Below are 25,958 nucleotides of genomic sequence, written 5' to 3' on the forward strand. Positions count from 1 at the left end.
TCCCTAAGGGAAGTTTTCTACACAAGCAACGAATGATGTGAAGTCAAACCGCCAAATCTTTTGGCGGTCAAGCATCCATCAGCGGTCGAATCCGTCTGATCCAATAATGGCCATGATCTTTTATACGTGCCACAGTGATTAGCCGCAAACCCGAGTGTCCCTTGCCAACTGATCGCAAGCATTGAGTCCATGCAAGTACGGAGCGCAACATTAAATGACAAAATACGCTACGACGTTGACACGTTATCGCAACGGACAACTGTAAAAATTACGCCGATCGAACCCATATTTGATTGTAAGTATTTGAAAATGGGGTATCACCAGAGAACATTTCCGAGTGTACCTTTTTCTGCAACACAAACCCGCATTTTTGCATTATGTCTGATATTGTTGCAACCTGATCATGAAAATCATCGTTTCCTTCAATGAGCACACTTTTCACTTTTTCGTTACTCAAAACATCTTTCATCCCTGAAAGAACAAGATGCTCAATGCCATCAACATCAATCTTTATATAGTCTGGAACAGGAACAACACCGTTGGCTGCCAAGAAATCGCCCGTTGACCCTACCGTGGAGTACGCAAAGGCTGTCTCAAGAGGATTTCCATCAAATCCAAAATCTTTGCCAAATGTTGAACAGGCACTTCCATTGCATATATTGCTCAGTTTAAATGTACTGCACTCGGTAGCATCAGAAAGGGGAACAGGAACAATTACAATTTTGCTTTCAAGGCCGTTTGCAAAAATATTCTTTGCCAGAACTTCCAGATTAAAAACAGACGGTTCATAGGCGTACACGGCAGCTTGACGTGTCTGGGCGGCATAAAGGGAATACAGGCCCACATTGGCGCCGACATCCCACAGGGTAGCACCCTGATCCATTGAGTTAATCCACTCCAGGGTTTCGGGCTCTTTGGTGTGGAAAGTATCAGCTCTAAACCAAAGGAGGGAGTTACTGACACAGAGCTTAAGACTGAAGCGAGGTGCACCGGTGGAGCCGCCGCTGCCAAGATTAACTGTGTGCCACTGATTGTTGCATAGCTCTATAAGACAATCCTGCGTAAAACCACGGCGACTACGACCAATCTTTTTTTCAAGCCACACAAGATGACGGACAATCCCAAGTGAAACAGCCTGCAAAGCTGCATAATACAGATTTCCGGTTGCCTTTATAATAGGGATCTTTAACCATTTTGTTTTCATATCTATCTCCAAAAATCAGCCCAACGTCAGTCAACATTTCTATGTCTAGCAGATTTTTTTGCAATTTGGTATGCGAAACTCAAGTTCACTATCAAACCAGCTTCCATAACTACAAAAACACCCTTACAAAGGCAACATGACAGCAAATATACTATTTGAAGCAAGTTGAAAAGTAGGAAATGCGCGAGTCCGTGATTTTCGGCCAGACGGATTTCTCAAAATAAATTAGACCTCAGTTCTCCATCAGCATGGGCAGCGCGACCCTATCTATGGATGCCCATGGCAAATCGTTTAAAGAAGGGCTTTTTTGCGCTCACCCCAAAAATTCAAACAGCATTTTATGTTATTGAAAATTTTGCATAGCTGGCTTAAAAGGGTGGCAGATGGCATTTTCATTACTATTGCCAATCCGAAAATCAGCTGACACTGGCATTCGCCTCCCCCTTCCAGATAAGGGCTACCCAATCACCCTGCTGCTTGTGCGGATACCCTCAAGCACGCTACCACACTTCATGCTTCAATACAAACTCACCCACATTGCCAAGCAGTTTTACACCATTGCCAGCACTGCTAGCCGCAGACAGTTCATATGGCTTTGCTTTCTTAATATAATCATTGGTTTGTTTGAAATATGCGTTGCAGGCGGCATTTCATTGCTGGGTGTCGCAATGTCCTCACCAGAGGCCCTGACACGCTTCCCCCTGCTGCCAGTCATTGCCGCCTCCATCCCTTTTCCTGATCAGGTTCCCAACGCTTTGCGCATGCTTGCAGTTGTTATGACATGCATCGTCATTGCAACAGCCGCCAAAAATGCACTGTTAGCCTACCTGACGTGGCTACAAAACTATTTTGCCCAAAGCATGGCCTGGGCCATGGGTGAAAAGCTGTTTCAAAGCTTTCTTACTGCTCCATATTTATGGCATACGCGCCAAAATTCGGCAGAACTTCTGACGACGTTAAACTGGAAATCACACATTTCAATTTTTTCAGTTGCCCTACTTACGTTACTGACGCAAACGATTATTGCAATTTTCCTTTTCTCCAGCGTTCTCTTTGCCAACCCGGTGATGTCTGCATTTCTTTTTTGCACCATCGCCTTTTTTGCAATAGCCATTCACAAGTATGCACAAAAGCAACTCTACGGATTATCCACTGCCATACGCGAGTATGATATCCAAAATGCAAAAATTTGTATGGAAGGGCTGCATGGCATTCGAGAAATCATTATATATGACAAACTTGCTGCCTTTATGGATGCTTACTCGCAGTTTATTGATTCATACAGAAGAATTGCCAGCAAACAGTCGCTGTTTCCTGGTCTGCCGCAGTGGTGCCTTGAAAGTGCGGGGATGGCTCTGCTGCTTGTGGTATTGTTGTTTCTCATAGGCCTTGGCAACAGCGTGGCAGAAACCACTGGGCTCATTACCCTTTTGGCTGCGGTTTCGTGGAGACTGCTTCCCGCTGCCAACAAGGCTCTTGGCGCAATCATGAACATGCGCACTTCGCAGCCAATAGTGGAACGGTTCCTGACCCTGCTTGATACCCCGCAAAGTATTCCTGCCATCAGCGAGCGGGAACTCTTGCCTTTTGGCAATAATATTTTGCTACAAGATGTAACGTTTTCCTATCCAAACGCCGACAAACCTGCGCTTGATCACATCACGTTTTTGATCCCCAAGGGCAAGATGATCGGTCTTATTGGGCCCTCCGGCTCTGGTAAAAGCACACTGTCATCGATCATAAACGGTCTTGTGGTACCTGAAAGCGGCCAACTGCTGGTGGATGGCAAGCCCTGGGACCCCAAAAACAGCAGGCTTAAAATTGGTTATGTACCACAAAACCTGTATCTGCTAGATGCCAGCCTTGCAGAAAACATAGCATTCAGCCGGTGGGGCGAACCCATTGATGAGGCGCGGGTTCTCAAGTGCTGCAAGATGGCCGCCATTGATTTTCTAGAAGATCTTCCCACAGGTATCCATACAATTATTGGTGAACGCGGAGTACGGCTTTCTGGTGGGCAGGTGCAGCGAGTGGGTATAGCCCGTGCTCTTTACGACAACCCGGATATCCTGTTTTTTGATGAGGCCACCTCTGCCCTCGATGAGGGCGCAGAACGGGAAATACAGGCAACGGTAACATCCCTGAAATCGTCAATAACACTGCTCGTGATTGCACATCGCCTGCACACCGTTGCGGAATGCGACATCGTCTACTGGGTCGAAAAGGGCCGTATTGTACGCCAAGGAAGCCCCGCAGAAGTACTGCCCGAATATGAGGCAGCGCTTGCACAGACACCGGGGCAAACGGTATAATCTGCTATCAGCCAAGGCAATCTGCCAGTTATCTGGGCCTGCATTACCGACCTAGCCTCAATGAAGCTTCCTGAAGTTGGGATATAACTGAAACAATTGTCTCCGCGACGCAGCATACCGGAAGTGGCGCACCTTTTAACAAAGGTATGTTGGTGCCCACCAATTCGCAATCATCCCCCCCAAATACACTGCCATGTCAAACACCTATATTGCCCTTTCTGGCCTTGCCCCACACTGGGGAACCCATCGCAATACACTTCCACTGACAGACGGTTGCTGCATACGCGGCGGCGAGGAACACTGGCGTAACTTTGGCGACCCGGTAGACATGGTCCGTTTTCATGGTGAAGGTGAAGTAGTCGCCGCACAAAACTTATGCAACCAGCTTGCATTATCTTACATATCCATACTGTCAGATGCGCTCGAAGCACGACTTGACCTGAGGTACGGCCAACGCTTTTACCAACGGCTTGTTGCACCCTGGCTTGTCTGGTTTATTCAGGCCGCCTACGACAGATACATGTCCATAAGCAGAGCCGCTTCGATTCCGGGGGTTTGTTTTCTTACCGGCGAGGGCATCCCGCATCCTCGTCCCAGTGCTCTTGACCACCACTGCGAGACAGCAGGCAGTGACTGTTTCAATCTTCTTTTTTATTCTGACATTGTACGTGCGCTAAAACTCCCGGAAAAATCTCTGCCGGTTCTCGACCCATTTCCTGAAGGCAAATACTGCTTTGGCGATTCTGCTTCAAATATTTTTATCAAAACAGCGTTAAGAACAAGCCTTCTTGCTTTTGAAAAACTGTTTTCCCGCTCTACACATCTTTGCTATGATGCCTATGGGCTGGCCCCACTTCGTGACTTGCGTCACTATAAGCGAGGGCTGTTGCCCATGGCCCACAGCATCGAACTCAACCTTGAGTTGGACACCCGGTTCCGGTCTACTCCACTACCGAACTCATGCCCTGATGATTTTTCCCACGTTCTGAGCGCGCTGATCCCTCGCTATCTCCCTGTGGGATTGTGTGAAGCCATTCCGCATTTTGTTCAGTGGGCAAAAGCGCAAACACTACCAAAGCATGGCGCCATAGCCACCTCTGTTGGCCTGTACAATGACCCCGCCTTGATGGTGCTGGCTGGCGTTCGGCAGCGCCCTCTCGCTATTATAGAGCATGGCGGTAACGGCATGCTGCACCAAAGCGACCCACATCTTTTTGCGCAAATGATTACTGCTGACCGATATTATTCAATGGGACAGACCCAGTTTGCACTCCCATCACCCTATCTTGCATCTAACGGCAAACGCAAAAAACTTTCGCCGCCGCTGCTGGTTACCAACGACGGAGGGCGTTATTTGCCCAGAATAATGCCCACCGTGTGCGAAGGGTCGATGATTCCTTATCACCAGAGACGCAAGGTTTTTCTCTCTTCCATACCGTCTGAAGTTGCGCCGCAGATTCGCCTGTACTACACAGAATACGGGTGGGGAGTACGCCAGAGCACATTACAGGACTTTCCCCACATCCAGTTACAGGAAAGTGGCCAGGTTCCCATGCCGCAAGCGCTTTCTGATACTTGCTTGATAATACTGGACCATTACTCAACCTCCCTGCATCGCGCCATGGCAACTAATACTCCCACGATGATTTTCACGCCGCCAAGTGGATTCTCAGCAGAGGCAGAAGAGGTTATTCGCGTCATGCGCTCTGCCGATATCTGGCACGACACTCCAGAAGATGCTGCCCGTTTTTATTTGTCACTCATTGGGAGCAATGCGAGCAACTGGACTGAGGTAGAAGCCAATGTAAAGGACTGGTGGTTTGGTAGCGAAGTGCAGCAGGCACGCAAGGCTTTTTGCGATAAGTTTGCCCACACATCCCAGAGCTGGAGCAGGGAATGGCTTGTTGCCCTGGATGACCTTGCCGAAGAATGGGAAAGTCTTCGTAATTAAAATTTGTGGTTTCAGCATGAAATAGTTGGGATGTGCCCTAGTGAGCACCTGCCCCAGGTGGAGCATCGCAAAGAGTTATAAAAATATTTTGCAGCACAATCGCTGCACTCGAAAAAGCAGCTCTTTCTGTTGCCTCTATCTCTTTTTTGTTCCCGCCGCCTTTTCCCAGAGGGCATCAGCCTGCTCGCAAAGCATTCACGTTGGCGCACGTTATGTCCATGATTTACCGGACAGATGTTCTTGTGTGACGCGCCAGCCTCCCTGGCGAGGAGTATTAGCAGCGCACCGCCCGCTTTTACCAAGCGACTGATCATACCTGCGAGCAAGCCAGAAACAGTGAATACAATCCGTTCATCAGCTTGTGGCAATGCTGGCATACCTAGGCAAGATCAGCTCTCGACCCCTTCAGACTAATCGGCTATACGGGCGGCAGAGCCTAAACCAAAGGCGCCGGCAAAAATTTTATCCAGATACAGAGGAATGGGAACAGTCACAGCCTCCTGCGCTGATGATGACAGCACGCATAAAGTTTCTGCAACTTATGGGACAGAGCTTCTCAATTTTCGCATAAAAAACGGTGAAGATAGCATCGGCAATCCCTCTGAACTGTAACCTACGCTGAACTCTAAACAATACCATAACATAAAAAAAGTTTAACGTCCCTCACTGTGCAAAAGTACAAAGTATACCAGACCGTAAAATGAGGAAAATATGAAGAATAAGAGAATATTAATTACTGGCATTTCAGGTTTAATCGGAAGAGAAACTATAAATTTTCTAAAAGATAACGACTTTGAAATAGTTGCAATTTCCAACAATGCTCCTATTGCGGATAAAACAATTGAGCACATCAAGTGCAGCATTTTTGACACGCAATCTCTTCAATCTTTTATAGCATCGACAAAACCAACACACCTTTTACACCTGGCATGGAAATCAACTGGCAATTTTAATTCCAATGAAAATTACGACTTTATTTCATCTTCAATCAGTATGCTCAGGGCATTCGCCGAAAGTGGCGGGGGGAAAGTTGTAATCGCGGGAACCTATGTTGAATATGGATATAATAACAGCCTGTTAAGTGAATTTTCAAGCACAACATCGCCCTTGTACACATACGGACAATGCAAACAACACCTGCACGCCATTGCAGAGTCATTCTGCAAAAGCAATGACATTTCATTAAATTGGGGACGAGTGTTTTCAGTATACGGGCACGAGACAGACCCTCGACGCCTGACTGCATATGTGGTGAGCAACCTAAAGAATGACAAAGAAGTCATTATTAAAAGCGGATCATTAATACGTGACTATATTTATAGCAAAGATGCAGCAGAGGCATTTGTGTGCCTCCTTAAAAGCCCCATAAGTGGGCCAGTAAATATCTGTACGAGTGTTGCAACATCAATTCGTGATTATGTTTTAACAATTGGGAAATTATTGAACAAGGAACACCTTGTGCACTTTGTAGACGAAAAAAGTGATCAACCTGAACGGGTTGTCGGCGACAATACCAGGTTAATAAAAGAATTTGGATTCACTCCACAGTATACACTTACAGAAGGCCTCAAAGAGGCACTGATAAAATACTAGCAAACTGGCGCAACAGATTCCTGTATCAGCAAAAAACTTCCCCAAAAACCAGGATCAAGGCGGGGAGGCAATCCATCCCGGAGCAAGGCGTATTTATAAGCTGATGCCAGCCGGTTACGACAGCGGATGAAGAGAGCGTCGCCTGAAAATTCCTGCTGCGACAAGTGTCCTGATGGCACTATTCTGAGGAGTACATTCTCAAAAAAGCGCTGGTGAAAATCAGAAACGTACAAAGTTGCATGTGCAGCAGTGCAAGATAAAAACTGTCTTACATCCAACCTACACAATACAATAAACAATCAAATCCTGTTAATATTTTTTCAAGCAGAGAAACACAGTCGGGTTGCACATAGCATGATAAAATCCACAATTGGTCAATCGAACATCACGGGCCTCGACCAGAATCTCCCAGAATTACATGTCTACCAGAATGTAATGTCCAAGGAACATTCCGGAACTGGCCTTTTGTGGAACCAGTGGGACTGCAACTGCGCCAGCATTCTCGACCTCCAGACCCGTTACTTCGAGCAGATACGCGAAGAATTTCTCGAATTTATCTGCGCCCTGGGCAAGAGCGACATCCGGGGGAAAAAGCTTAAAGACCATTTTCGGCTTAAAGACGGATTTTCTACATGGTGGATATCCAGCCTGTTTGAACGGCACCCGAGCTGTTACGGCCAAAACCTGTTTGAGATATTCAAACTCCGCGCGCTTGAGATACATCTGACAAAAAATCCATGTGCGGCCCTGCACCTGCACGGCAACAATGCCCCTCTGGCTGAAGCCTTGGGGCAACTCTGCCTGGCGCTGGGCATTCCGTTTCACAGGCACGCAGCCGGCCCCAAGCCATCCCGTTCATTCAGGCAGCGCCTGAAAAAGGCCCTGCAATCCTGTTCCCCCACAAACACCATTTTTTATGCCTTCAAAGCCCTGCACTGGTGGTTCGCCACGCGCAGGCGCTTTCCCGCCAAGCCCTCAGTTACGCCGGGTAAAGGTTTGCTACTGGGCACATGGTTTCCCAATGTTGACAAGCAGGCCGCTGCCAAGGGGCACTTTCGCTCACGCTACTGGGAGGCAGCGCACGACGCATTGCCCAAGAACCTTCCTGTTCACTGGCTCTTTGTTCATGTTGATCCCAAAGAAAAAATTCAGGCCAATGTGCAACTGCGCGACAGCCTTATGCCAGAACACGGCAAAGGCGATATGACCTTTTGGGAAGAATGCGTGACACCAAGCGTGGCACTGGAGGCATTTAGCCAGTGGCTCTCTGTGGCTGCCAGGGCACGCAAGCTGAAAGCTGAAGTAGGCAAGGCCTTTATGTGGCCCAATTCCCACCTGAATGTTTACCCCCATCTGCGCGATGCGTGGCACGACTCCACTCAAGGTGGTTTTTTGCTGGATCAACTGCTATGTCGCAAAGGCATACAGGCGTATTGCCGCGCTATTGGACCACAGAACGCCTGCATTACATCCTCTGAGCTGCAGTCGTGGGAAAGACTGCTCTTTGAAGAACAACACCGGCAAGGCTGCCCCCATGTGCTGGCAGTACAGCACTCGATTGTCCGCGACGCAGACTTCAGATTTTTTGTTGCCCCCCAACAATGGACTGACAGCGAATTTACGCGCCTGATGCCCCACACCTTTTATGCCAACGGCAAGGCGGGGCTGATGGCGATGCGCCACGGCGGTTTTGCCGCCGACAGGCTGGATATGGTGGAAGCTGTGCGCTTCATGTATTTGGCAGAGGCAAAACCGCTTCCAGAAGTGGAGCCGCAACGGCTGCTTGTTGCCACATCCTATTTCGCCAAAGAAACAGAAGAGATGCTGAAACTGCTGGCAGAAGCCGCCAACAGCAGTAGCGCCCCGTTGCTGAACAATATTGTCATAAAGCCGCATCCATTCCTGCCCGTTGACCATCTGGTTGAAAAATATTTTTCCTCAAAGCCAGTTATTGCCGATGGCCCCATAGAAAACCACCTTACCCCTGGAACCGTCGTATTTGCAGAATCGGGCACCTCTGTGGCGTTGCTGGTGTTGTGCAGGCAGCTTCCCCTGCTGTTGTATATTGCGGCAGACACATTTGACCTTGGCATCATTCAGGCCGATACTCCGGTTGCCCGCATACGCACGGTGCAGGACCTGATTTCGGCCCTGCCACCCAAACCGCTTGGCTGCACTATTGACGACTACTTCTGCCTGGACACTTCGCTGCCGCGCTGGCACGAACTCTTCAACAAAATTTTTCAGAACGGTAACCATCAATGAACAAATCTAGTCAACAGCCGCTGTCAGGAGAGCATCCCTTTTTTTCTGTTATAATTCCGTCCTATAATTGCGCCCAATTTTTGCGCGAAGCGCTTCAAAGCCTGAACAACCAGACATTCCAGAATTTTGACGTGCATATTTCAGACAGCCACTCCACAGATGGCACTGACTGCGTCCCCCAGGAATTCCCCAATCTGCGCTGCACGGTTCACACCAATGACCGCTTTGGCAATATAGCCGCGTCACGCAACCTTGCCGCATCACACGCCACTGCTCCCTGGCTGGCTTTTTTGGATGCGGACGATTTCTGGACTCCAGACAAGCTCGCCCGCATCAAAGAGTCAATTGTCGCAAATCCTGAGGCCGTAATATTTTGCCATGCAGAGCATATTTTTCAGGATGGAAAGATCATAAGTGATCAATACTACTCACCACGAGGCGACCATCTTCCCTCAACCCTCATATTCGGGGGCAACGCGTTCAGCACGGCTGCCACGGTACTTCGCCGCGATATTTTTGAAAAAGTGGGCGGATTTGACGACAGAGAGGACATAATCACGGCTGAAGATTACAATTTGTGGATATGCGTCAGCCCTTATGGTGAAGCCGTCTTCCTCAAAGACATTCTTGGCTATTACCGGCTGCACGGCAGTAATTCCTCCGCAAAACTCAAGCGCCACCTGGATGCCACCGAAGCTGTGCTGCTTAAGCATCTGGCTCCGTATCGCGCCAGATATGCATGGGCCGTAAACAGGCGGATGTTCAGATTCACTGGCCGCTGTGCGATTGATATCCTGCGCCACAAGCACTGGATACCTGGCGCGCAATATGCCTTGAAGGCGGCAGGATACGCCCTGTGCATGGCTGTCAGCTGGCGTCCTGGCGTTCAGGCCTTTCCACACAGCCCTGAGTAACGCATGAGATTAACCCGCAAGCCTCCCACTCGTTATTGGCCCCTGCTGTGCAAACACAACCGGGGCAGCACCAGCCCCGACCAGCACTGGCTGTGGTGCGCTTCGGGGCGCGGAGGCATTGAACTTGCGTGCTCAGCCGCGAACCTGCGCGAGGGACAAACAGTACTGTTGCCTGAGTATATTTGCGATGTAGTGCTGCACCCCCTGCAGCGGCTCAAACTGAAAGCCGCATGGTATTCTCTGAATACGGATCTTACTCCGAATTGGCAAAGTCTTGAGGCGCAGTTGCCCGGCGTGCGGGCTGCACTGCTCATGCACCCGTTTGGCCAGCCGCAGGATGCTCCACGTTTTACAGCCTGCTGCAAAAAGGCGGGAGTGTTGTTTATTGAAGACAATGCCCACGGTTACGGCGCAACCTTAAACGGGCAATTGCTTGGAACATTTGGCGATATGGGCGTTACATCACCCTGGAAGCAGTATGCTGTTCCCCATGGGGCTGCACTGTGGCTTCAGGATCCGCAAACTGCAGACAAAGCCAAAAGCCAGTGCGCACACTGGCCTGTGGCCCCGGTTTCCATAGCAAAGTCATGGTGCAGATCACGCCTGCGTGATGTTCTTACGCTTGTTCCCACGCTGCGGCGGGCCATCATACCACCGCCTGATGCAGACATGGACGAACCCGAGCAACCGCAGCCCCCCTGCCTGGCTCACCCTGCGGTACTGGCTGTTCTTGCTGGTGTTCAGCCAGCGCGAGATGCCGCCCGGCGCCGTGCCATTTACGCAGAATGGCAAACCTTCACTGAGGGCAAGGAGCTTACCCCGGTTTTTTCATCACTGCATCCAGAGGCAGCCCCATTGTGCTTTGCGGCCTATACGGCCGATATAACCACCCGCCAGCGCTGGCTTCGCTGGGGTTGGCAGCACGACATTGCCGTGCACACCTGGCCCACCCTGCCAGAAGAGTTACGCAACCGGCCTCAGGCTGCCGACCGCTGGCAACGCCTGCTTTGCTTCCCCATCCACCAGGAAATGGACCCCAGCCTTTTACGCGCGATGTTGGACAGCCTGCCACCTCCATGTTAGAAGCCACGCATGCGCATCACCATTGAAAAATCTATTTCTCAACTGGATTCTGTCTGGCAACAATGGGAAACTGAAGGCAGTCTGCACGCTTTCCAAACACGGGCTTTTGTACAGACATGGATTGAAACCGCAGCAGCGGCGCAGCATCGCCTGCCCCGCCTGGCCCTGGTTGAGCTTGATAACGCTCCGGCCATGCTGTTCCCTCTGGTGCTTCGCCCCAGATTTGGCATGCAGGTTCTGGAATTTTGCGGCGGTCTGCTGTGTGATTATGAGGCTCCGGTTCTGGCCCCGGACTGTCCAGATCTGGACGCCCGAACCTTCCAGAATATCTGGAGCAGCATTGTTCGCCAAAGCGGAGCTCAGGCTGCGCATCTTCGCCAGATCAGCACGGTTATTCCCAATGCTGATGGAACAGAACGTTCCAACCCTCTCACCCTGCTGAAAGCCTGGAACGCTGGCTCCTCAAGTGCCTCGCATAGCGGCGGGGTGGACGGTGCAACGCATCTTGGGCGCATTCACAAGAAAAAACTGGCACAGGATTCCCGCCGCCAGCTCAAGCGGCTTGCTGAGCTGGGTGAAGTACGCTTTGCCACAGCAGCCCTGCCTGAAGAGGCCATTCGCTTCACAAAGGCCATGATTGTGCAGAAACGGCGGCGTTACGCAGAAACCGGCGTATTCGATATTTTTTCAATGCCGGGGCACAACGAATTTTATCTGCGCATGTCGCAGCAGTGGTGCGGGCCGCAGGACAGCCCACGCGTGCATGTTTCGGCCATGATGCTCGACGATACGATTCTGGCCACCCATTGGGGCCTGCAATGGCGCCACAGCTTCAATTATCTTATGCCAGCCCACGAAGGTGGGGCTTTGCAAAAGTATTCGTGTGGACGACTTCTACTCGAATGGCTCATATCGCAGGTGCTTGATAACGGTTGCACCTGTTTTGACTTTACCGTGGGCGCCGAAGGTTACAAGGCAGACTGGTGCAATATGGAGCTGCCCCTCTACGGGCACGTTCAGACAACAGGGGCACGCGGTCTTGCCTATGCGGCAATGCTGCGGCTGAAGCAGGCCATGGCGCGAACCTGAGGGTCAGCGCTCACCCAGCAAAACAAACATTGCCTGCAGTCGCCTGACATGTGCAGCCAGAAAGTGAACAAGTATGTGCAAAAACGCCGTTTTCATTGTGCTGTTGGCTATTTTTTTGCTCTTTTACTTTCTTGCATCTCATGCCCCGATGTTTGCGGACGATTATTCCTTTTTCTTCGACAACCACACCAATCTGCTGCAAACAATCTGGGAAAAGTACTTCACCTGGGGCGGGCGTCTGCTTGGGCATGCATGGATGATATCCGTGCAACACATAAGCCCCCAGCTTTTTGGCTTTATCGCAGCGGGTGCGGTATGCCTGCTTCTCACTGGTATACACCTGCTGACATACGGGCGCGAGTGGAAAGCGAACACAACCCTGTGGCAATGCCTGTTTCCTTTTGCCATTTTCTGGTTCTGCCTGCCTGAAGCATGGGAAGTTCTGCTCTGGCGAACAGGAACCATCTACCTGCTAGCCGCTTCGTGTGCCTGCTTTTTCCTTGTGCCATACCGCTTCTACATGGACTCTGGCAGGTGGTTGCCGCAGTGGCTGGCCTTGCCCTTTGTACTGTTTGCGTTCTCAATCCCTTTCTGGGTTGAAGTCGTCATTCTGCCCACGCTCTTTTTGGGGGCGTTTATGCTCTACCGCAGGCGCAGCCGCAACGTAACACCTGCATGGGCCATGGCGGCTCTGGCAGCTCTGGCGCTGGGCACGGTATTCAGCATTGGTGCTCCGGGCAACTTTGCAAGGGCGAATTCTGCCAACGCTTTTCAGCTGGCAACATTTATCTCTAATGCAATTACCCTAACCTATAAATATTTTTACACCATTTTCCCTTCCCTACTGGTTTCCGGCTTCTTCTTCGTGATATTCTGGAAAAAGCCCAACCCGGCGCAGGCCTTTCCCACAGCACTCGTTCTGGCTTTTCTTGCTTCCTCTGTTTTTTCAGCTGTCATAATTTTTGGCGGTGGCTCCGCGTCATACCGGGCTCTGAGCATGGCCTTTGTGCTGGCGCTTGTTGCGGCCAATATCTCCTTTGGTGCGGCCCTCGCCCGCTGGTCGGCACTCAAGGCGCTACCCGCCCTGTGCATACCGCTGCTCCTGTTTGCCACCCTTCAGACCTGCAGTGATTACCAGCACCTGTTGACCGCTCAGGACGCGCGCACGGCTCATGTAAAAGCGGCTTTGCAACGAAACGAGGACACCGTCTACGTTCAGGAATACCCGGCGGTACGGCAAAAAAACTATTTCTTCCTTGATACACTGCGGGGCAATCCCGTACCGTGGCCAGTGCAATTTTCAAAGTGGTTCGGGCTCAAAAATGCCTATCTGCTTATGGATGCGGCCCCCGCCACACTCAAGGATGCGGCCAGTCAGGCCTGGGCAGGTAACGTGACAATCGGCCAGGGCCTTGCTCTTCAGGGAGTCTACGTTACACCGCGCGACAACGGCAAAGTGGTTTCGGCAATCTTTCAGGGCGCAACAAGCACAATTGAAGAAATTTTTTTCCTTACTGTGGCGCAAGACAGCTCCCTGATACCGTCCATTGCCAAACACCTGCTGCCCGCCCAGCAATATCCCGCCAGACTGACCACTACTGTTGAAAAAATAGCCTCTGAGCTTTTTGACAGAACACGCATTGAAATCGGCCCAAACACCACTATGGACCAAGGCAACAATACTGCCCTGTTTTATGCCAAGCTGCACCCGCGAGGTGGAACAACCGGCAACATTGCTCTGGTAATTCGCATTAAGGCTCATGGCGAGGCATTCTATATCCGGTGTTTTTAGTACATTTGATACCGCTTGCGGTACAAATAAATCCGAGATATTATAATTAATACAGTTTGATTTTTCCGGGAGCGGGGAGAGCCGGCCCCAGGCGGGGTCAGTATATAGCAAACATATACTGATGCATGTTTCTATGAAGCTGAAGGTTGACACCACACTGCTTTAGACAAAATACACATTCCCTTTTTCCAATTAACAGGTAAAGTCTCACCAACAAAGACTGTGCTGCACACTATCAACGATGCATAACAAAAAAATTATTTTCCTTGATCAATATGGCTCTCTGGGTGGAGGGCAACAGGTGCTGCTGGAACTGGTACTGGCTGCACAATCTTTGCCTTGCGACATAACGGTACTCATCCCCCGTGGTAGCTGCGCCGACAGGCTTGCCTCCATGGGTGTGCAGGTGGAGCACATTCATGAATGCCAGCTCACCAGTGGTGAAAAAACGTTTAGCGACATATTGCAACTCATCGGCAGTGGCTTGCGTGTTTTTTTTCAGAAACGAAAACTGCTGAGAAATGCCGATGTAATTTATGTAAATGGCAACAGATTGATGCCAGTCGCCTTATTTTGCATGTTTTTCTTCGCAAAAAGGGCTGTCTTCCATATCCATCTCAACCACGGAAATCTTGAAAAATCCGTTTTTTCCTACATCATCAAGCTCCGTAATACGGTGGCAATAATCGCGCCGTCAGCCTTTATACGCACCCAGCTGTGCCAGTTCTCATCAAAATTCAACACCCCCAAATTGCGGCTTGTTGAAAATGGACTGGATTCACGCTTCAGCCAGATACCCTTTTGTGATCGATTTTTGGAAAAACCCATCCGCCACATTGGCATTGTCGGTCGCATTTCGCCAGAAAAAGGGCAGGATGTACTGCCGCATCTGGCGTTGCAGTTCCCAGAGTTGACCTTTCATGTTCTCGGAGATTCTGCCTTTTCCGACAGGCAATATGAAGAGCGGCTGAAGGCTGCCGCCCCTGACAACATAGTATTTCATGGATGGGTGGAGAACCTGCCAGCCAAGGTTGATGAAATCGGCTTGCAGATATGCCTTGCGCCTTCAAGATGCCCAGAGTCCAGTCCGGGGCGCAGCTTTGAAGCCGCTCCCCTTGTACCGCTGCAAATGCTTGCCTTGGGCTGCATGGTGGCGGTGCGCTCGCTTGGAAGCCTGGAATACCTTGCTAGGGAACTTTCCCTCCCTACTTTTGAAGAGGATCAGGACATTCCCGCCTGCCTGCAAACAATATTGCAAATGCCCGCACATCAGCTGAGTCAAAAGTGCCAACAAGGGTATACAACCGTAATGGCCCAATACAGTCATGACGCTTTTCAGCAACGCCTTCGTAGCCTGCTCGCCGATGTTTGCGGCGTACAAACCACAACACGGTGATCTGCTGATGCTTCCTCTGCCAATCAAACGCCTACTTGTGGAGACCGCACGGGGCGTGGGCCGATTGCCTGGCATTGCCCGCCTGAGTTCCCCGCTGCGCGGCAACCCTGTAATCGTGGGCTATCACCGGGTCCTGCCCCGGGATCAATGGCAAGAATACCCCTGCATTCATGCAGATCTGGCAGTCACACCGGCTCTGTTTTCCGAGCATATGGCCTACTGGGCTGCCAATGCCACCCCTATATCCATGGATGACGTTGCTCAGGGCAATCTGCCCAGACAGGCAGTTGCTGTGGGCTTTGATGATTTTTATGCCGATGTGGCTCTGCACGCTCTCCCCATACTGGAAAAATACAATATCCCCGCTGTTCTGTACTTATGCACAGATTTTGTGGAGGGCACCCCTTTTTTGTGGTGGTATGGCATTGATGCAGCAGTAAACAGTGGCGAGAAGCATCTGGATCTACATTTTGCAGGTGAGCACTTCACGGGGCCATTGCGTACACCTTCGCAACGCCTGTCCATGTTTCGCCGCCTCAATGCATTCTGCTTCAAGCAAAGTGAAGAGCAACAAAGGCTGTTCATCGAATGCCTTGGTACAACCCGGCACTGCTATCAGCGCGAAGCCCTGCCCACATGGGAGATGGTTGGCAAACTTGCAGCTCATCCGCTTGTCACCATTGGCGCACATACGCTGAATCACGGCGCGCTTGGAACACTCTCAGAGCATGAATGCCAGCGCCAGATGCAGCAATCACGCTTACTCATTGAAGAAAAGCTGGGCAAACCCGTGCGGCATCTGGCGTATCCCTTTGGGGGGCATAATGCTGCGTGGAACCGGGAATACGCTCTTGCCGCCGAGCTGGGTTTTGCCACAGCCGTAACCACAGAGCGTGGAACAAACAGCAGCTCCACCAGCCAGCACGCCTTGTTCCGTTCTGTTGTGCTGCAGGAACACGGGCTGTCCATGCTGGATTCGTTAAATACAGGATGGGACAACGCACTTCGGAACGCCAGAAAATGCATTTCAGGACGCGCCCATGCCTAAAATTACTATCGTTATTCCCGCGTACAATGCTGCTCCCTGGCTGCCTCACACCTTAAAATCTGTACAGCTGCAGACACACACCGACTTTATCTGCCAGGTTGTGGATGATGGTTCCACAGACAACACGGCTGCAACATTTGACAGCTGCGTTGGCAACGATCCCCGTTTTCGGCTGGCGCAGCAACAGAATGCAGGGGAGTGTCAGGCCCGCAATGCGGGTATTGGGATGGTGGAAACGCCGTTGGTTACCGTGCTGGACAGCGACGATATCTGGCACCCCACCTTCCTTGCACGCATGACCACAGCCCTTGCCAGTGATCGCGTTCGCCTTGCGTGGTGCCGCTTTGCAATGTTTATGGATGGTACCAGCCAGCGCAAGCCGCAGCCTTGGTGCAATGTCCACCAGACTGGCAACATATGGTGGGACATGCTGCTGGACTCAGTTTTTTGCATGGGGGCGTGGGCCGCAAAAACAGCAGATGTGCGCAGTGCGGGCCTGTTTGATCCATCCCTGAAGGTTGGTGGTGACCGCGATTTTGCCTTGCGCCTGCTGGCCCTGTGTTGCGCCAATGATCCCCATGCCGCTGTCGGCATAGACGAGGAACTTCTGTTCTACCGCCAACGAGCGGGCAGTGCCGTGCGCAATAGCGACGAAGCCCTTAAAACGGAATGGAATACCATGTGTCGCCACCTGGAACACCCGCTGGTTCCTGCGCAGATCAGACGCCGCGGCTATTCATTTCTGGCATTCAAGATGGCGGTTATTGCTGCTTTTGGCGGGCGGGATCTAAAGACTGCGTTTCACTGGTACGCCAGGGCTGTACGCCTGTGCCCCACCAATATGAATCTGTATCTGCTGCCCATCCGCAAGCTGGCAATGACCTTTTCCCGCAAGGAAGACCTGCCTTGGCTCCACGAATTTCTGGCAATGCCCCTTCCCGCTAAAGAAGCACATTAAATCCGTGAGCCGCGCGAAACTACTCTCCTAACTCCTGGGGCAGCTTTGCAAAAAAGCGCGATAGGTGTCGCGCAAGCCCTGTTCCAGCGCAATGCGCGGTTTCCAGCCCATACCAAAAAGCTTGCCCGAATCCATGAGTTTGCGCGGGGTTCCGTCTGACCTACTGGTATCGGTGCAGATTTCACCAGCAAATCCCACCACTCGCGCCACCATGCGGGCAATGTCCATAATGGTGTGTTCCACGCCGCTGCCCACGTTCACATGTTCAAAATCTGAATAGTTTTCTAGTAGAAACACGCAGGCTTCGGCCATGTCATCCACATGCAGAAATTCGCGCAGGGCCTTGCCCGTGCCCCAGATGGTCACGGATTCTGCGCCCGATTCCTTTGCCTCATGAAAGCGGCGTATGAAAGCGGGCAGCACGTGGCTGTTCTGCGGATGATAGTTGTCATTGGGCCCATACAGGTTGGTGGGCATGGCGCTGATGGCATCTAGGCCGTACTGCTGGCGGTAGGCCTGACACATTTTTATGCCCGATATTTTGGCAAGGGCGTAGGCCTCGTTGGTTGGCTCCAGCGCCCCGGTGAGCAGGTATTCTTCCTTGATGGGCTGAGGGCACAGCTTGGGATAAATGCATGATGACCCCAAAAACAGCAGTTTTTTGCAGCCATTACGCCAGGCACTGTCGATGACATTGTTCTGGATTTGCAGGTTCTGATAAATGAACTCTGCGGGATAGGTGGCATTGGCATGGATGCCGCCTACCCTGGCGGCGGCAAGAATCACAACGTCAGGACGGTGCCGGGCAAAAAAAGCACGCACCTCGGCCTGGTCGCACAAATCCAGCTCTGCGTGGGTACGCGTGAGCTGCCGTTCGTACCCTGCACCCGTCAGGGCGCGGCACAGGGCACTGCCCGCAAGGCCACGGTGCCCCGCCACAAATACCAGCCAATCCTTGCGCATGCGCTACTCGTTGTGGCTGAATGTTTTAAAGCCCGCCACCTTGCACACGGCATCGCGCATGCTCAGGGCAAGGTCTTCGCGCGCCATTTCGGCAACCATGTCTTCAAAGGGAATTTTTGGCTCCCACCCCAGCATTTCCTTGGCCTTGGCCGGAAGCCCCAGCAGGGTTTCCACCTCTGTAGGTCGAAAATAACGGGGGTCAACGCGCACAACAACGTCGCCGGGTTTGAGGTGGTTTTGCAGCCCACTCCGGTTGCCAGCCACATGCTGCAATCTGCTCACGTCAACGGCTGCCACCGTGCCGGTTTCGTCCACACCTTCGCCCTGCCAGCTCAGGCTCACCCCAAGCTCTGCGGCTGCCGCGTTGACAAAATCGCGCACAGAAAACTGCCGCCCGGTGGCAATAACAAAATCATCCGGCTTTTCCTGTTGCAGCATAAGCCACTGCATTTCCACATAATCTCTGGCATGTCCCCAGTCACGCCTGGCATTCATATTACCAAGGTACAGGCAATCCTGAAGCCCCAGCACCATGCGCGACATGGCGCGTGTAATCTTGCGGGTAACGAATGTTTCACCGCGCATGGGCGATTCGTGGTTAAAAAGAATGCCGTTGCAGGCATACATGCCGTACGCCTCGCGGTAATTGACCGTAATCCAGTAGGCGTACAGCTTGGCGCAGGCATAGGGCGAACGCGGGTAAAACGGAGTTTTTTCTGTTTGCGGAACTTCCTGCACCAGGCCAAAAAGTTCTGACGTCGAGGCCTGATAAAAACGGGCAGTGTCCGTCAGTCCGGCAATACGAATGGCCTCAAGCAGGCGCAGGGTTCCAAGGGCATCCACATCTGCCGTATATTCCGGCGATTCAAACGAAACCTGCACATGACTTTGTGCGGCCAGATTATACACCTCACCGGGTTTCACTTCCTGTATGAGGCGCACCAGATTGCTGGAATCGCTCAGATCGCCGTAATGCAGAATAAAGCGCCGGCCAAGGGTGTGGGGGTCTTCGTAAAGATGGTCTATGCGGTCAGTATTGAACAGTGATGCGCGCCGCTTGATACCGTGCACTTCATAGCCCTTGCGCAACAGAAATTCCGCAAGATAAGCCCCATCCTGACCGGTTATGCCGGTTATAAGTGCTTTTTTCATATTTTTTCTATTGCCCGCCAAATGATGAAGCTACACGCCCCGAATGTCTTGCTGCCTGCAACGAGACAAAAAACTACTTTGCACCACGCGCACTGTCCACGGCCTCTTGCGGCAGCACAGACGCCGGTTCTTCGCGCCCGTACACATCGGCAAAGCGCACTATGTCATCTTCGCCCAGATACGCGCCAGACTGGATTTCAATGAGCACCAGCGGGATAACGCCGGGATTTTTGAGCCGATGCCTTGCACCCACGGGTATGTAAGTGGACTGGTTTTCTGTAAAAAAATGCACAGAATCCCCGTTGGCGACCTCAGCCGTGCCGCTCACCACAACCCAGTGCTCGGCCCGGTGGTGGTGCATCTGCAACGAAAGCTCGGCACCGGGATTGACGACAATGCGCTTGACCTGAAAGCGCTCGCCCGTGGCAAGTGATTCGTAGCTGCCCCAGGGCCGGTACACAAGCCGGTGCTGACGGCATTCGGGCCGCTGGTCATGCTGCAGGCGGCTCACAATCTTTTTGACATCCTGCACCCGGTCGCGCGGCGCAACCAGCACTGCATCCTGAGTTTCCACCACCACAAGACCGGTAACACCCACGGCTGCCACCAGCCGGTGGCTGGCATTGAGATAACAGTCTTGCGCATCCTCGGTCATTACGTCGCCAAGGCTTACGTTACCGCAGTGGTCACGCTGCCCGACCTGATAAAAGGCCTCCCACGAACCAAGGTCGCTCCAGCTCATGTCCAGCGGCACCACCGCCGCCAGCGAAGTGTGCTCCATCACAGCGTAATCCATGGAATCAGCAGGGCAAGCCCCAAAGGCATCCTTGTCTGGGCGGCAAAAAGCATAATCTTTTTTGCGGCCTTGCCAGGCTTTTTTGCAGGCTGTGTAAATGCCCGGAGCAAAACGTTCAAGCTCTTGCAGATACACAGAGGTTCGCAGCAAAAACATGCCGCTGTTCCACAGGTAGCCGCCCTTGCCCAGCATGGCGGCAGCCGCCTGCGCGTCGGGTTTTTCCACAAAGCGGGCAACCCTGTAGCAGTTGTCTCCCAGTTCCTGGCCCTGCTCTATGTAGCCAAAGCCAGTTTCCGGCCCTGTGGGCGCAATGCCAAAGGTAACAATATGGCCCTGTTCTGCCAGCGCCGCCCCGCGCCTTACGCCTTCAAAAAACATGGCTTCGCTGCCAATGGCATGGTCAGAGGGCAGCACCAGCATGAGGGGGTCGGCATCGCCACTGCGCAGGGCAAAGGCCGCCAGCGCAATGGCTGGGGCAGTATTGCGCGGCGCGGGTTCCAGCAGAATTCTTGCATAACGGCAGGCTGTGCCCGATGGGCCATCAGCTTGCGCGCTGTGCGCGTTGTCTTCATGCACGGAATTCTGCACCACCAGACCGGAAGCAATGCCGCAATCATACAGCTCTGCCGTCACATAAAACCTGTGGGCCTCGTTGCACACAACAACTGGCTCCATGCTGCCTGGCAGGCGACAAGCCCGTGATACCGTATCCTTGAACAGGGTTTTGCCGTCACCCAGGTCAACAAACTGCTTGGGGTATGTCTCGCGCGAGAGAGGCCAAAGGCGGGTTCCGCTGCCGCCACACAGAATGACCGGGGCGATATCTGGCATGGGCGTCCTCATTCATTACAGCAATCGTAACAGGCAGAAAATTTACCATTTCCCTACCCTGAGGCAGCCGGGCATGCCATGCTGCAAACCCGCTTTGCCTCAACCAGCAAGGCTCAGGCGGGCACGGCCCCGCCCATGTCTTTCAGCAGGTCAAGTATCTCTGCGGTTTTTTCGTCCACAAGGGCCTTGTTTCCTCTGCTTTCCACATTGAGCCGCAACAGGGGTTCGGTATTGGACATGCGCAGGTTGAAACGCCACTGGTCAAATTCCAGGTTCACCCCGTCCATGCTGTCCTCGTACCTGGCCTTGGGGGCGTACCTGTCGCGCACCAGTTTCATGAGGGCGGGGGCATCCTGCACACGAAGGTTGATTTCGCCGCTGCACGGATAAGCCGCCATGCGCTCGGCCACAAGCTCCGCCAACGACTTGCCGCTAGTATGCAGCAATGCGGCCACCAGCAGCCAGGGCAGCATGCCCGAATCGCAGTAGGCAAAATCGCGAAAATAATGATGAGCACTCATTTCGCCGCCATACACAGCGTCTTCGGCGCGCATGCGTTCCTTCATAAAGGCGTGGCCGGTCTTGCCCATCACAGGCTGCCCACCGGAGGCCAGCACGACATGGCGGGTGTTCCAGTACACCCGGGTGTCATACACAACCTTGCCGCCGGGCATGCGGCGCAACAATTCCTGCGCCAGCAGGCCGATGCAGTAATAGCCTTCGATAAAATTGCCTTCTGCATCATAAAAAAAGCAGCGGTCAAAATCGCCGTCCCACGCAACGCCCAGATCCGCGCCCGACTCACGCACCGCAGCAGCCGTGGCCGCGCGACGCTCTGGCAACAGGGGGTTGGGCACGCCGTCGGGAAAGGTTCCATCGGGCTGCATCTGACGGCACACAAATTCAAAGGGCAGGCAGGGCATGAGATCTTTGAGCACAAGGCCAGCGCAGCCGTTACCGGCATCGGCAACAATTTTGAGAGGCTTGCGACCCGGCACGGCAGCAAGCCTTCCGGCACCGCTGTATTCCAGCAGCCACGCCACATAGCTGGCACGAAACGAGGCCTTGTGCATGGGCGGTGCAGACACGCAAGTTTCCAGGCCGCCCTGTGCCAGAATGCCTGCCACCCTGTCGCGCAGGGCAAACAGGCCCGAATCGCGGCTGACAGGTATGGCCCCTCGCCGCACCAGCTTAAAACCGTTTTCGTCTGCCGGATTGTGGCTGCCCGTAATCATTATGCCCGCGTCAAAGGGCTGGTTGGCGGCGGCATAATATATTTCTTCGGTACCGCACATGCCAATGCATGTAACCTGCGCACCGGCCTCGCTCAGACCCAGAGCAAGCGCATCGCGCAGTTCAGGCCCCGAAAGGCGGGCATCGTGCCCGATAACAACGCTCTTTGCACCGATAACTTCAACCACCGCCCTGCCCAGGGCACGGGCCAGCTGGGGGTTGAGCGCGTCTGGCACATGGCCCCTGATATCGTAGGCTTTGAAGCACGCAAGTGAATTGCCCATGACGCTCCCCTTCATCATATGATGCACGGCCCGTGTCTGTTACGGGCAGCATAGAACAATGCTTACATTTTACCCAACTTACACACCGATTGCCAATCATTTTGGCGCTCACACGCTGGATTCTCTCCCTGTGAGCTGACGGCCAATGTGTGTGGCACCGCATGGTGCAGACCTCATACTCGGGTTTCACAATAAAAGGCAGCAGTCGAAACTCTGCCGGCGCCGCCAATATGTGCACAAAAAAATGTGCACAAAAAATAAGGGGTTACGGTATTATCCGTAACCCCTTGATATTGTGGTGGAGAAGAAGGGATTTGAACCCTCGACCCCCGCCTTGCGAAGGCGATGCTCTCCCAGCTGAGCTACTTCCCCACAATGGAAAGCTAAACGCAGGAATTGACCAATAGGCAAAACTGTCCGGCTTGTCAAGCAGTTCTGTTTGCCAGAGGCGCAGAGCAAGCGCGTGTTGCTGGCATCTGCATTACTTCCGTTCGCGCCCATAAACTGCTGACCGCAACCTCAGGCCAGCGTTTCAATGATGCGCAAGATGCGGTGTTCATAGCCATGAACTGCGCGCAAATGTTCGCGCCAGGCGCGGCGCAGATCAAGCGCCCCTGCGGGGTGAGCCTGCAGCCAGGCGCACCTGTTCATAAAATCATCCGGCCCGTGCAGGCGCATGGGGTCTACCAGCTCATCCGGAAATATCTCGAGCCCACGCGTGGCATCACTGAGCAGCAAGCCACCACTGGCCCATACGTCAAAGTGGCGCTGGCTCAAGCTGTGAGGCATGAGCAGGCTGGTCACGTTCAGTACGGCCAGTGTCTGAGCATAACAGTCTGGTAGCGTTGTATAATAATCTATCGGCGGGAGGATGTCGGCACCGGGCAGCAGGGCCTTCCAGCCCTCGTCACCGATCACGCGTGGCCCGCCAGACCCGCCCGCCCCTGCCGCCAAAAGCCAGCGGGTTCGGTTGGCCTGCGCGCAGCGCTCGGCCCCAAGGCCGGGACGCCGCACATCGTAGCCCGGCCACAGGCTGCCGCCCAGTCGACTGTGCCACCAGAAGAAATGCGGCGCGTCCTGCGGCCCGGTGCTGCGCGCAAGCAGGCTCGCGGCTTCGGCCTCCAGCGCCTGCGGCACAGTGGCCGCAGCAAAAAAATGCTCCTTTTCGGGAAAGGCCGACCGCCCCACAAACAGCGGAGGCTGCAACCTCGCGGGCAGGTCTGCAAGCTCGCGCCACATGTGCGGGGCCACGGCCAGCGGCAGATGGTAAACCCGCTCCGCGCCCTGCTCTTTCAGCCCATCCACAAAACCGGCATCTGTCACATAAATATGGGCATCCTGCCACCAGGGCAGCTTCACCCCCGAAAGTACATGCCAGGGATTATCCACAAACCACAGGGCCACAGGAATGCCCATGGCCCGGCATAGGTGAAAAATGCGCCCTTCGGCATCCATCCCCCGCAGGTTCACCGAAAGCAGCAATTCGGGATTGCTGCCCTGCAAAAAATCACGCCAGTTTGCAGTAAAGGCATCCCCGGCGATACTGCCTCCCCCAGTTCGGGTTTGCGGCTGGGGCAGATTTTCCAAAACCGGCCCAAGGCCGCACAGGGCAAGGGCATAGCGCAATTCCTGATGCAGCAGCTGCCCGTCATTGCCCGGCAGCAGCACAGCCCTGCCCACGGCATTCCGAGCGGGCAGAGGTGCAGCTGCGCTTTGCGCGGCATCAATCCTGCCCAGCACCGGCCCCCAGAAATGGGGATCAATCCGCAGCCCAGGCGTGTAGACATGGCAGCGGCAAGAGGCGGCCAGTTCCACAGCCTCATGTACGCTGACAGCACGCCAGCTTGCAGGCAGGCATGCGCCCGGTTCAATCCCCGCCTGCGGCATGGCCTGCTTATCAGCTGGTTCCCGTGCCTGCTGGATTGCACTGGCAATACGTGGAGATTCCAGCCAGTAAACTTCACCGGCACCCGCCAGAAATGGCAGATTCCAGGGTTGCCCCGGCCCCAGCCCCAGAAGCAGAACAGCGTCGCCATTGCCCCGGCAGCTCCAGGCTTCCGGGCCATCGGGCAGGCTCATGCTACGCCCAGAAAAATCGGGCAGGCTCACCCTTTTGGGACGTGTATTTTGCTCGGCCATGACTCCCCCGGAACTTTCACCAGCTTCAAGTACAAACGTGCGATGACACCTGCCGCAGATTCTCATAAAAAAACCCCGCCGCGGCAAGCTGACGGGGCATATGGTCAATGTTGGTTGAGGCTTATTGTGGCCTGCTCCTGCCAGAATCGCAACTCCAGGCCCTGCAACAATATTATTGGGTGCCGACAGTCGCGCCAGCGATTTTCAACCCGCCTCTCAGCGCGCCGTCAAGATCCCCTGCTTCAAACTACTTGATGACGCCGCAAGCTATGCGGGCACCGCCGCCGCCAAGAGGCGCAGGCTGATCGGAGTAGTTGTCGCCACCGGCATGGATCATGAGTGAACGGCCCTTGATATCCTTGGTGGTCAGATCAGCCACATGCAGCTTGGCCTTTACAGTCTGCTGGGCATCGGCAGTGATAAGGGGCAGGTCACCCTTGTGTCCGTGCTTGCCGGGGCCTTCGTGCTTGCCTGCGTGGGTGGGGTCATAATGCCCGCCAGCCCCGAGACCGGCCACATTGACGCCGTCCTTCTGGGCAGGGGCGCAAGAGGGGTTTTCATGAACATGCATGCCGTGGTCGCCCGGAGCTATGCCCATAACGTCCACAGTAATATCCATACCGCCCTTGCCATCATCATCAAAAACAACAAAGCCGATGGCTTCGCCAACGCCTTCGCCACTGATCTTGTTTACCGGAACCTTAACACTTTCTGCCAATACCGTCTGCGCGCCCAGTCCAAGCATGCAGCCCGCAATGCAAGCGGCCAAGAGAATCCGTTTCATAACGACTCCTTACAGGTGACAGTGTGCATAACAGTTACTCTAAAAACTTATTGAAAAAGTATCCTGATAGCCCCCGCCGGTCAACAGGTTTGCGCAAACTTTGCAGCAAGGTTTGAGGGGCGCAACTGCCTACTTGGCGAACGCAAGAAAAAAGGATACGGTTACCTGTTG

General features: G+C 53.3%; 18 protein-coding genes and 1 tRNA gene. 11 read left to right on the forward strand and 8 right to left on the reverse strand.

Annotated features, from left to right (window positions below):
- Positions 1–268: 268 nt before the first annotated feature.
- The gene (locus F8N36_RS10695) at positions 269–1,204 is read right to left on the reverse strand and encodes an FkbM family methyltransferase (protein WP_291332801.1); all 936 of its coding nucleotides are present in this window, start codon (positions 1,202–1,204) and stop codon (positions 269–271) included.
- Between the two features lie 383 nt (positions 1,205–1,587).
- Here F8N36_RS10695 and F8N36_RS10700 point away from each other — a divergent pair, with 383 nt between their 5' ends.
- From F8N36_RS10700 to F8N36_RS10750, 11 genes are all read left to right on the forward strand, one after another.
- The gene (locus F8N36_RS10700; protein WP_291332802.1) at positions 1,588–3,516 is read left to right on the forward strand and encodes an ABC transporter ATP-binding protein; all 1,929 of its coding nucleotides are present in this window, start codon (positions 1,588–1,590) and stop codon (positions 3,514–3,516) included.
- A 193-nt stretch (positions 3,517–3,709) separates the two neighbouring features.
- Positions 3,710–5,467 carry a hypothetical protein gene (locus F8N36_RS10705; protein ID WP_291332803.1) on the forward strand — a complete coding sequence of 586 codons (1,758 nt, stop codon included), beginning with the start codon at positions 3,710–3,712 and terminating at the stop codon, positions 5,465–5,467.
- Positions 5,468–6,178: 711 nt separating this feature from the next.
- Positions 6,179–7,060 (forward strand): NAD-dependent epimerase/dehydratase family protein, encoded by an 882-nt coding sequence (locus tag F8N36_RS10710; protein WP_291332804.1) that lies wholly within the window; start codon positions 6,179–6,181, stop codon positions 7,058–7,060.
- A gap of 354 nt (positions 7,061–7,414) precedes the next feature.
- The gene (locus tag F8N36_RS10715; RefSeq protein ID WP_291332805.1) at positions 7,415–9,325 is read left to right on the forward strand and encodes a TIGR04326 family surface carbohydrate biosynthesis protein; all 1,911 of its coding nucleotides are present in this window, start codon (positions 7,415–7,417) and stop codon (positions 9,323–9,325) included.
- Positions 9,322–10,239 carry a glycosyltransferase family A protein gene (locus F8N36_RS10720; protein WP_291332806.1) on the forward strand — a complete coding sequence of 306 codons (918 nt, stop codon included), beginning with the start codon at positions 9,322–9,324 and terminating at the stop codon, positions 10,237–10,239. The genes F8N36_RS10715 and F8N36_RS10720 overlap by 4 nt, the downstream gene beginning before the upstream one ends.
- Before the next feature lie 3 nt (positions 10,240–10,242).
- Entirely contained in the window at positions 10,243–11,322 is a 1,080-nt protein-coding gene (locus tag F8N36_RS10725) for a DegT/DnrJ/EryC1/StrS family aminotransferase (RefSeq protein ID WP_291332807.1), read from the forward strand.
- Positions 11,323–11,331: 9 nt separating this feature from the next.
- Positions 11,332–12,411, forward strand: coding sequence for a GNAT family N-acetyltransferase (locus F8N36_RS10730; protein ID WP_291332808.1), 1,080 nt, complete (start codon positions 11,332–11,334; stop codon positions 12,409–12,411).
- 73 nt (positions 12,412–12,484) lie between these two features.
- The gene (locus F8N36_RS10735; protein ID WP_291332809.1) at positions 12,485–14,203 is read left to right on the forward strand and encodes a DUF6056 family protein; all 1,719 of its coding nucleotides are present in this window, start codon (positions 12,485–12,487) and stop codon (positions 14,201–14,203) included.
- Positions 14,204–14,444: 241 nt separating this feature from the next.
- Positions 14,445–15,599: a glycosyltransferase family 4 protein gene (locus tag F8N36_RS10740; protein ID WP_291332810.1), complete on the forward strand. Its 1,155-nt coding sequence runs from the start codon at positions 14,445–14,447 to the stop codon at positions 15,597–15,599.
- Positions 15,600–15,606: 7 nt separating this feature from the next.
- On the forward strand, positions 15,607–16,647 hold the full coding sequence (locus tag F8N36_RS10745; protein WP_291332811.1) for a polysaccharide deacetylase family protein: 1,041 nt from the start codon (positions 15,607–15,609) through the stop codon (positions 16,645–16,647).
- On the forward strand, positions 16,640–17,605 hold the full coding sequence (locus F8N36_RS10750) for a glycosyltransferase family 2 protein (protein ID WP_291332812.1): 966 nt from the start codon (positions 16,640–16,642) through the stop codon (positions 17,603–17,605). The genes F8N36_RS10745 and F8N36_RS10750 overlap by 8 nt, the downstream gene beginning before the upstream one ends.
- A gap of 27 nt (positions 17,606–17,632) precedes the next feature.
- Here F8N36_RS10750 and F8N36_RS10755 read toward each other — a convergent pair whose 3' ends face one another.
- The 7 genes from F8N36_RS10755 to F8N36_RS10785 form a co-directional block, all read right to left on the reverse strand.
- Entirely contained in the window at positions 17,633–18,568 is a 936-nt protein-coding gene (locus tag F8N36_RS10755) for a GDP-L-fucose synthase (RefSeq protein WP_291332813.1), read from the reverse strand.
- A gap of 3 nt (positions 18,569–18,571) precedes the next feature.
- Positions 18,572–19,720: a GDP-mannose 4,6-dehydratase gene (gmd, locus tag F8N36_RS10760; RefSeq protein WP_291332814.1), complete on the reverse strand. Its 1,149-nt coding sequence runs from the start codon at positions 19,718–19,720 to the stop codon at positions 18,572–18,574.
- A gap of 73 nt (positions 19,721–19,793) precedes the next feature.
- Positions 19,794–21,347 (reverse strand): mannose-1-phosphate guanylyltransferase/mannose-6-phosphate isomerase, encoded by a 1,554-nt coding sequence (locus tag F8N36_RS10765; RefSeq protein ID WP_291332815.1) that lies wholly within the window; start codon positions 21,345–21,347, stop codon positions 19,794–19,796.
- A 113-nt stretch (positions 21,348–21,460) separates the two neighbouring features.
- Positions 21,461–22,864: a phosphomannomutase gene (locus tag F8N36_RS10770; protein ID WP_291332816.1), complete on the reverse strand. Its 1,404-nt coding sequence runs from the start codon at positions 22,862–22,864 to the stop codon at positions 21,461–21,463.
- A gap of 296 nt (positions 22,865–23,160) precedes the next feature.
- Positions 23,161–23,236: transfer RNA gene (locus tag F8N36_RS10775), tRNA-Ala, on the reverse strand.
- 147 nt (positions 23,237–23,383) lie between these two features.
- Positions 23,384–25,003 (reverse strand): DUF3880 domain-containing protein, encoded by a 1,620-nt coding sequence (locus F8N36_RS10780; protein WP_291332817.1) that lies wholly within the window; start codon positions 25,001–25,003, stop codon positions 23,384–23,386.
- A gap of 247 nt (positions 25,004–25,250) precedes the next feature.
- The gene (locus F8N36_RS10785; RefSeq protein ID WP_291332818.1) at positions 25,251–25,787 is read right to left on the reverse strand and encodes a superoxide dismutase family protein; all 537 of its coding nucleotides are present in this window, start codon (positions 25,785–25,787) and stop codon (positions 25,251–25,253) included.
- Between the last annotated feature and the right edge of the window lie 171 nt (positions 25,788–25,958).

This window comes from Desulfovibrio sp., from assembly GCF_009712225.1.
Taxonomy (GTDB): Bacteria; Desulfobacterota; Desulfovibrionia; order Desulfovibrionales; family Desulfovibrionaceae; genus Desulfovibrio.

Coding starts and splice junctions, on each gene's coding strand:
- F8N36_RS10695 (WP_291332801.1), bottom strand. CDS start 1,204: ATGAAAACAAAATGGTTAAAGATCCCTATTATAAAGGCAACCGGAAAT.
- F8N36_RS10700 (WP_291332802.1), top strand. CDS start 1,588: ATGGCATTTTCATTACTATTGCCAATCCGAAAATCAGCTGACACTGGC.
- F8N36_RS10705 (WP_291332803.1), top strand. CDS start 3,710: ATGTCAAACACCTATATTGCCCTTTCTGGCCTTGCCCCACACTGGGGA.
- F8N36_RS10710 (WP_291332804.1), top strand. CDS start 6,179: ATGAAGAATAAGAGAATATTAATTACTGGCATTTCAGGTTTAATCGGA.
- F8N36_RS10715 (WP_291332805.1), top strand. CDS start 7,415: ATGATAAAATCCACAATTGGTCAATCGAACATCACGGGCCTCGACCAG.
- F8N36_RS10720 (WP_291332806.1), top strand. CDS start 9,322: ATGAACAAATCTAGTCAACAGCCGCTGTCAGGAGAGCATCCCTTTTTT.
- F8N36_RS10725 (WP_291332807.1), top strand. CDS start 10,243: ATGAGATTAACCCGCAAGCCTCCCACTCGTTATTGGCCCCTGCTGTGC.
- F8N36_RS10730 (WP_291332808.1), top strand. CDS start 11,332: ATGCGCATCACCATTGAAAAATCTATTTCTCAACTGGATTCTGTCTGG.
- F8N36_RS10735 (WP_291332809.1), top strand. CDS start 12,485: ATGTGCAAAAACGCCGTTTTCATTGTGCTGTTGGCTATTTTTTTGCTC.
- F8N36_RS10740 (WP_291332810.1), top strand. CDS start 14,445: ATGCATAACAAAAAAATTATTTTCCTTGATCAATATGGCTCTCTGGGT.
- F8N36_RS10745 (WP_291332811.1), top strand. CDS start 15,607: ATGCTTCCTCTGCCAATCAAACGCCTACTTGTGGAGACCGCACGGGGC.
- F8N36_RS10750 (WP_291332812.1), top strand. CDS start 16,640: ATGCCTAAAATTACTATCGTTATTCCCGCGTACAATGCTGCTCCCTGG.
- F8N36_RS10755 (WP_291332813.1), bottom strand. CDS start 18,568: ATGCGCAAGGATTGGCTGGTATTTGTGGCGGGGCACCGTGGCCTTGCG.
- gmd (WP_291332814.1), bottom strand. CDS start 19,720: ATGAAAAAAGCACTTATAACCGGCATAACCGGTCAGGATGGGGCTTAT.
- F8N36_RS10765 (WP_291332815.1), bottom strand. CDS start 21,347: ATGCCAGATATCGCCCCGGTCATTCTGTGTGGCGGCAGCGGAACCCGC.
- F8N36_RS10770 (WP_291332816.1), bottom strand. CDS start 22,864: ATGGGCAATTCACTTGCGTGCTTCAAAGCCTACGATATCAGGGGCCAT.
- F8N36_RS10780 (WP_291332817.1), bottom strand. CDS start 25,003: ATGGCCGAGCAAAATACACGTCCCAAAAGGGTGAGCCTGCCCGATTTT.
- F8N36_RS10785 (WP_291332818.1), bottom strand. CDS start 25,787: ATGAAACGGATTCTCTTGGCCGCTTGCATTGCGGGCTGCATGCTTGGA.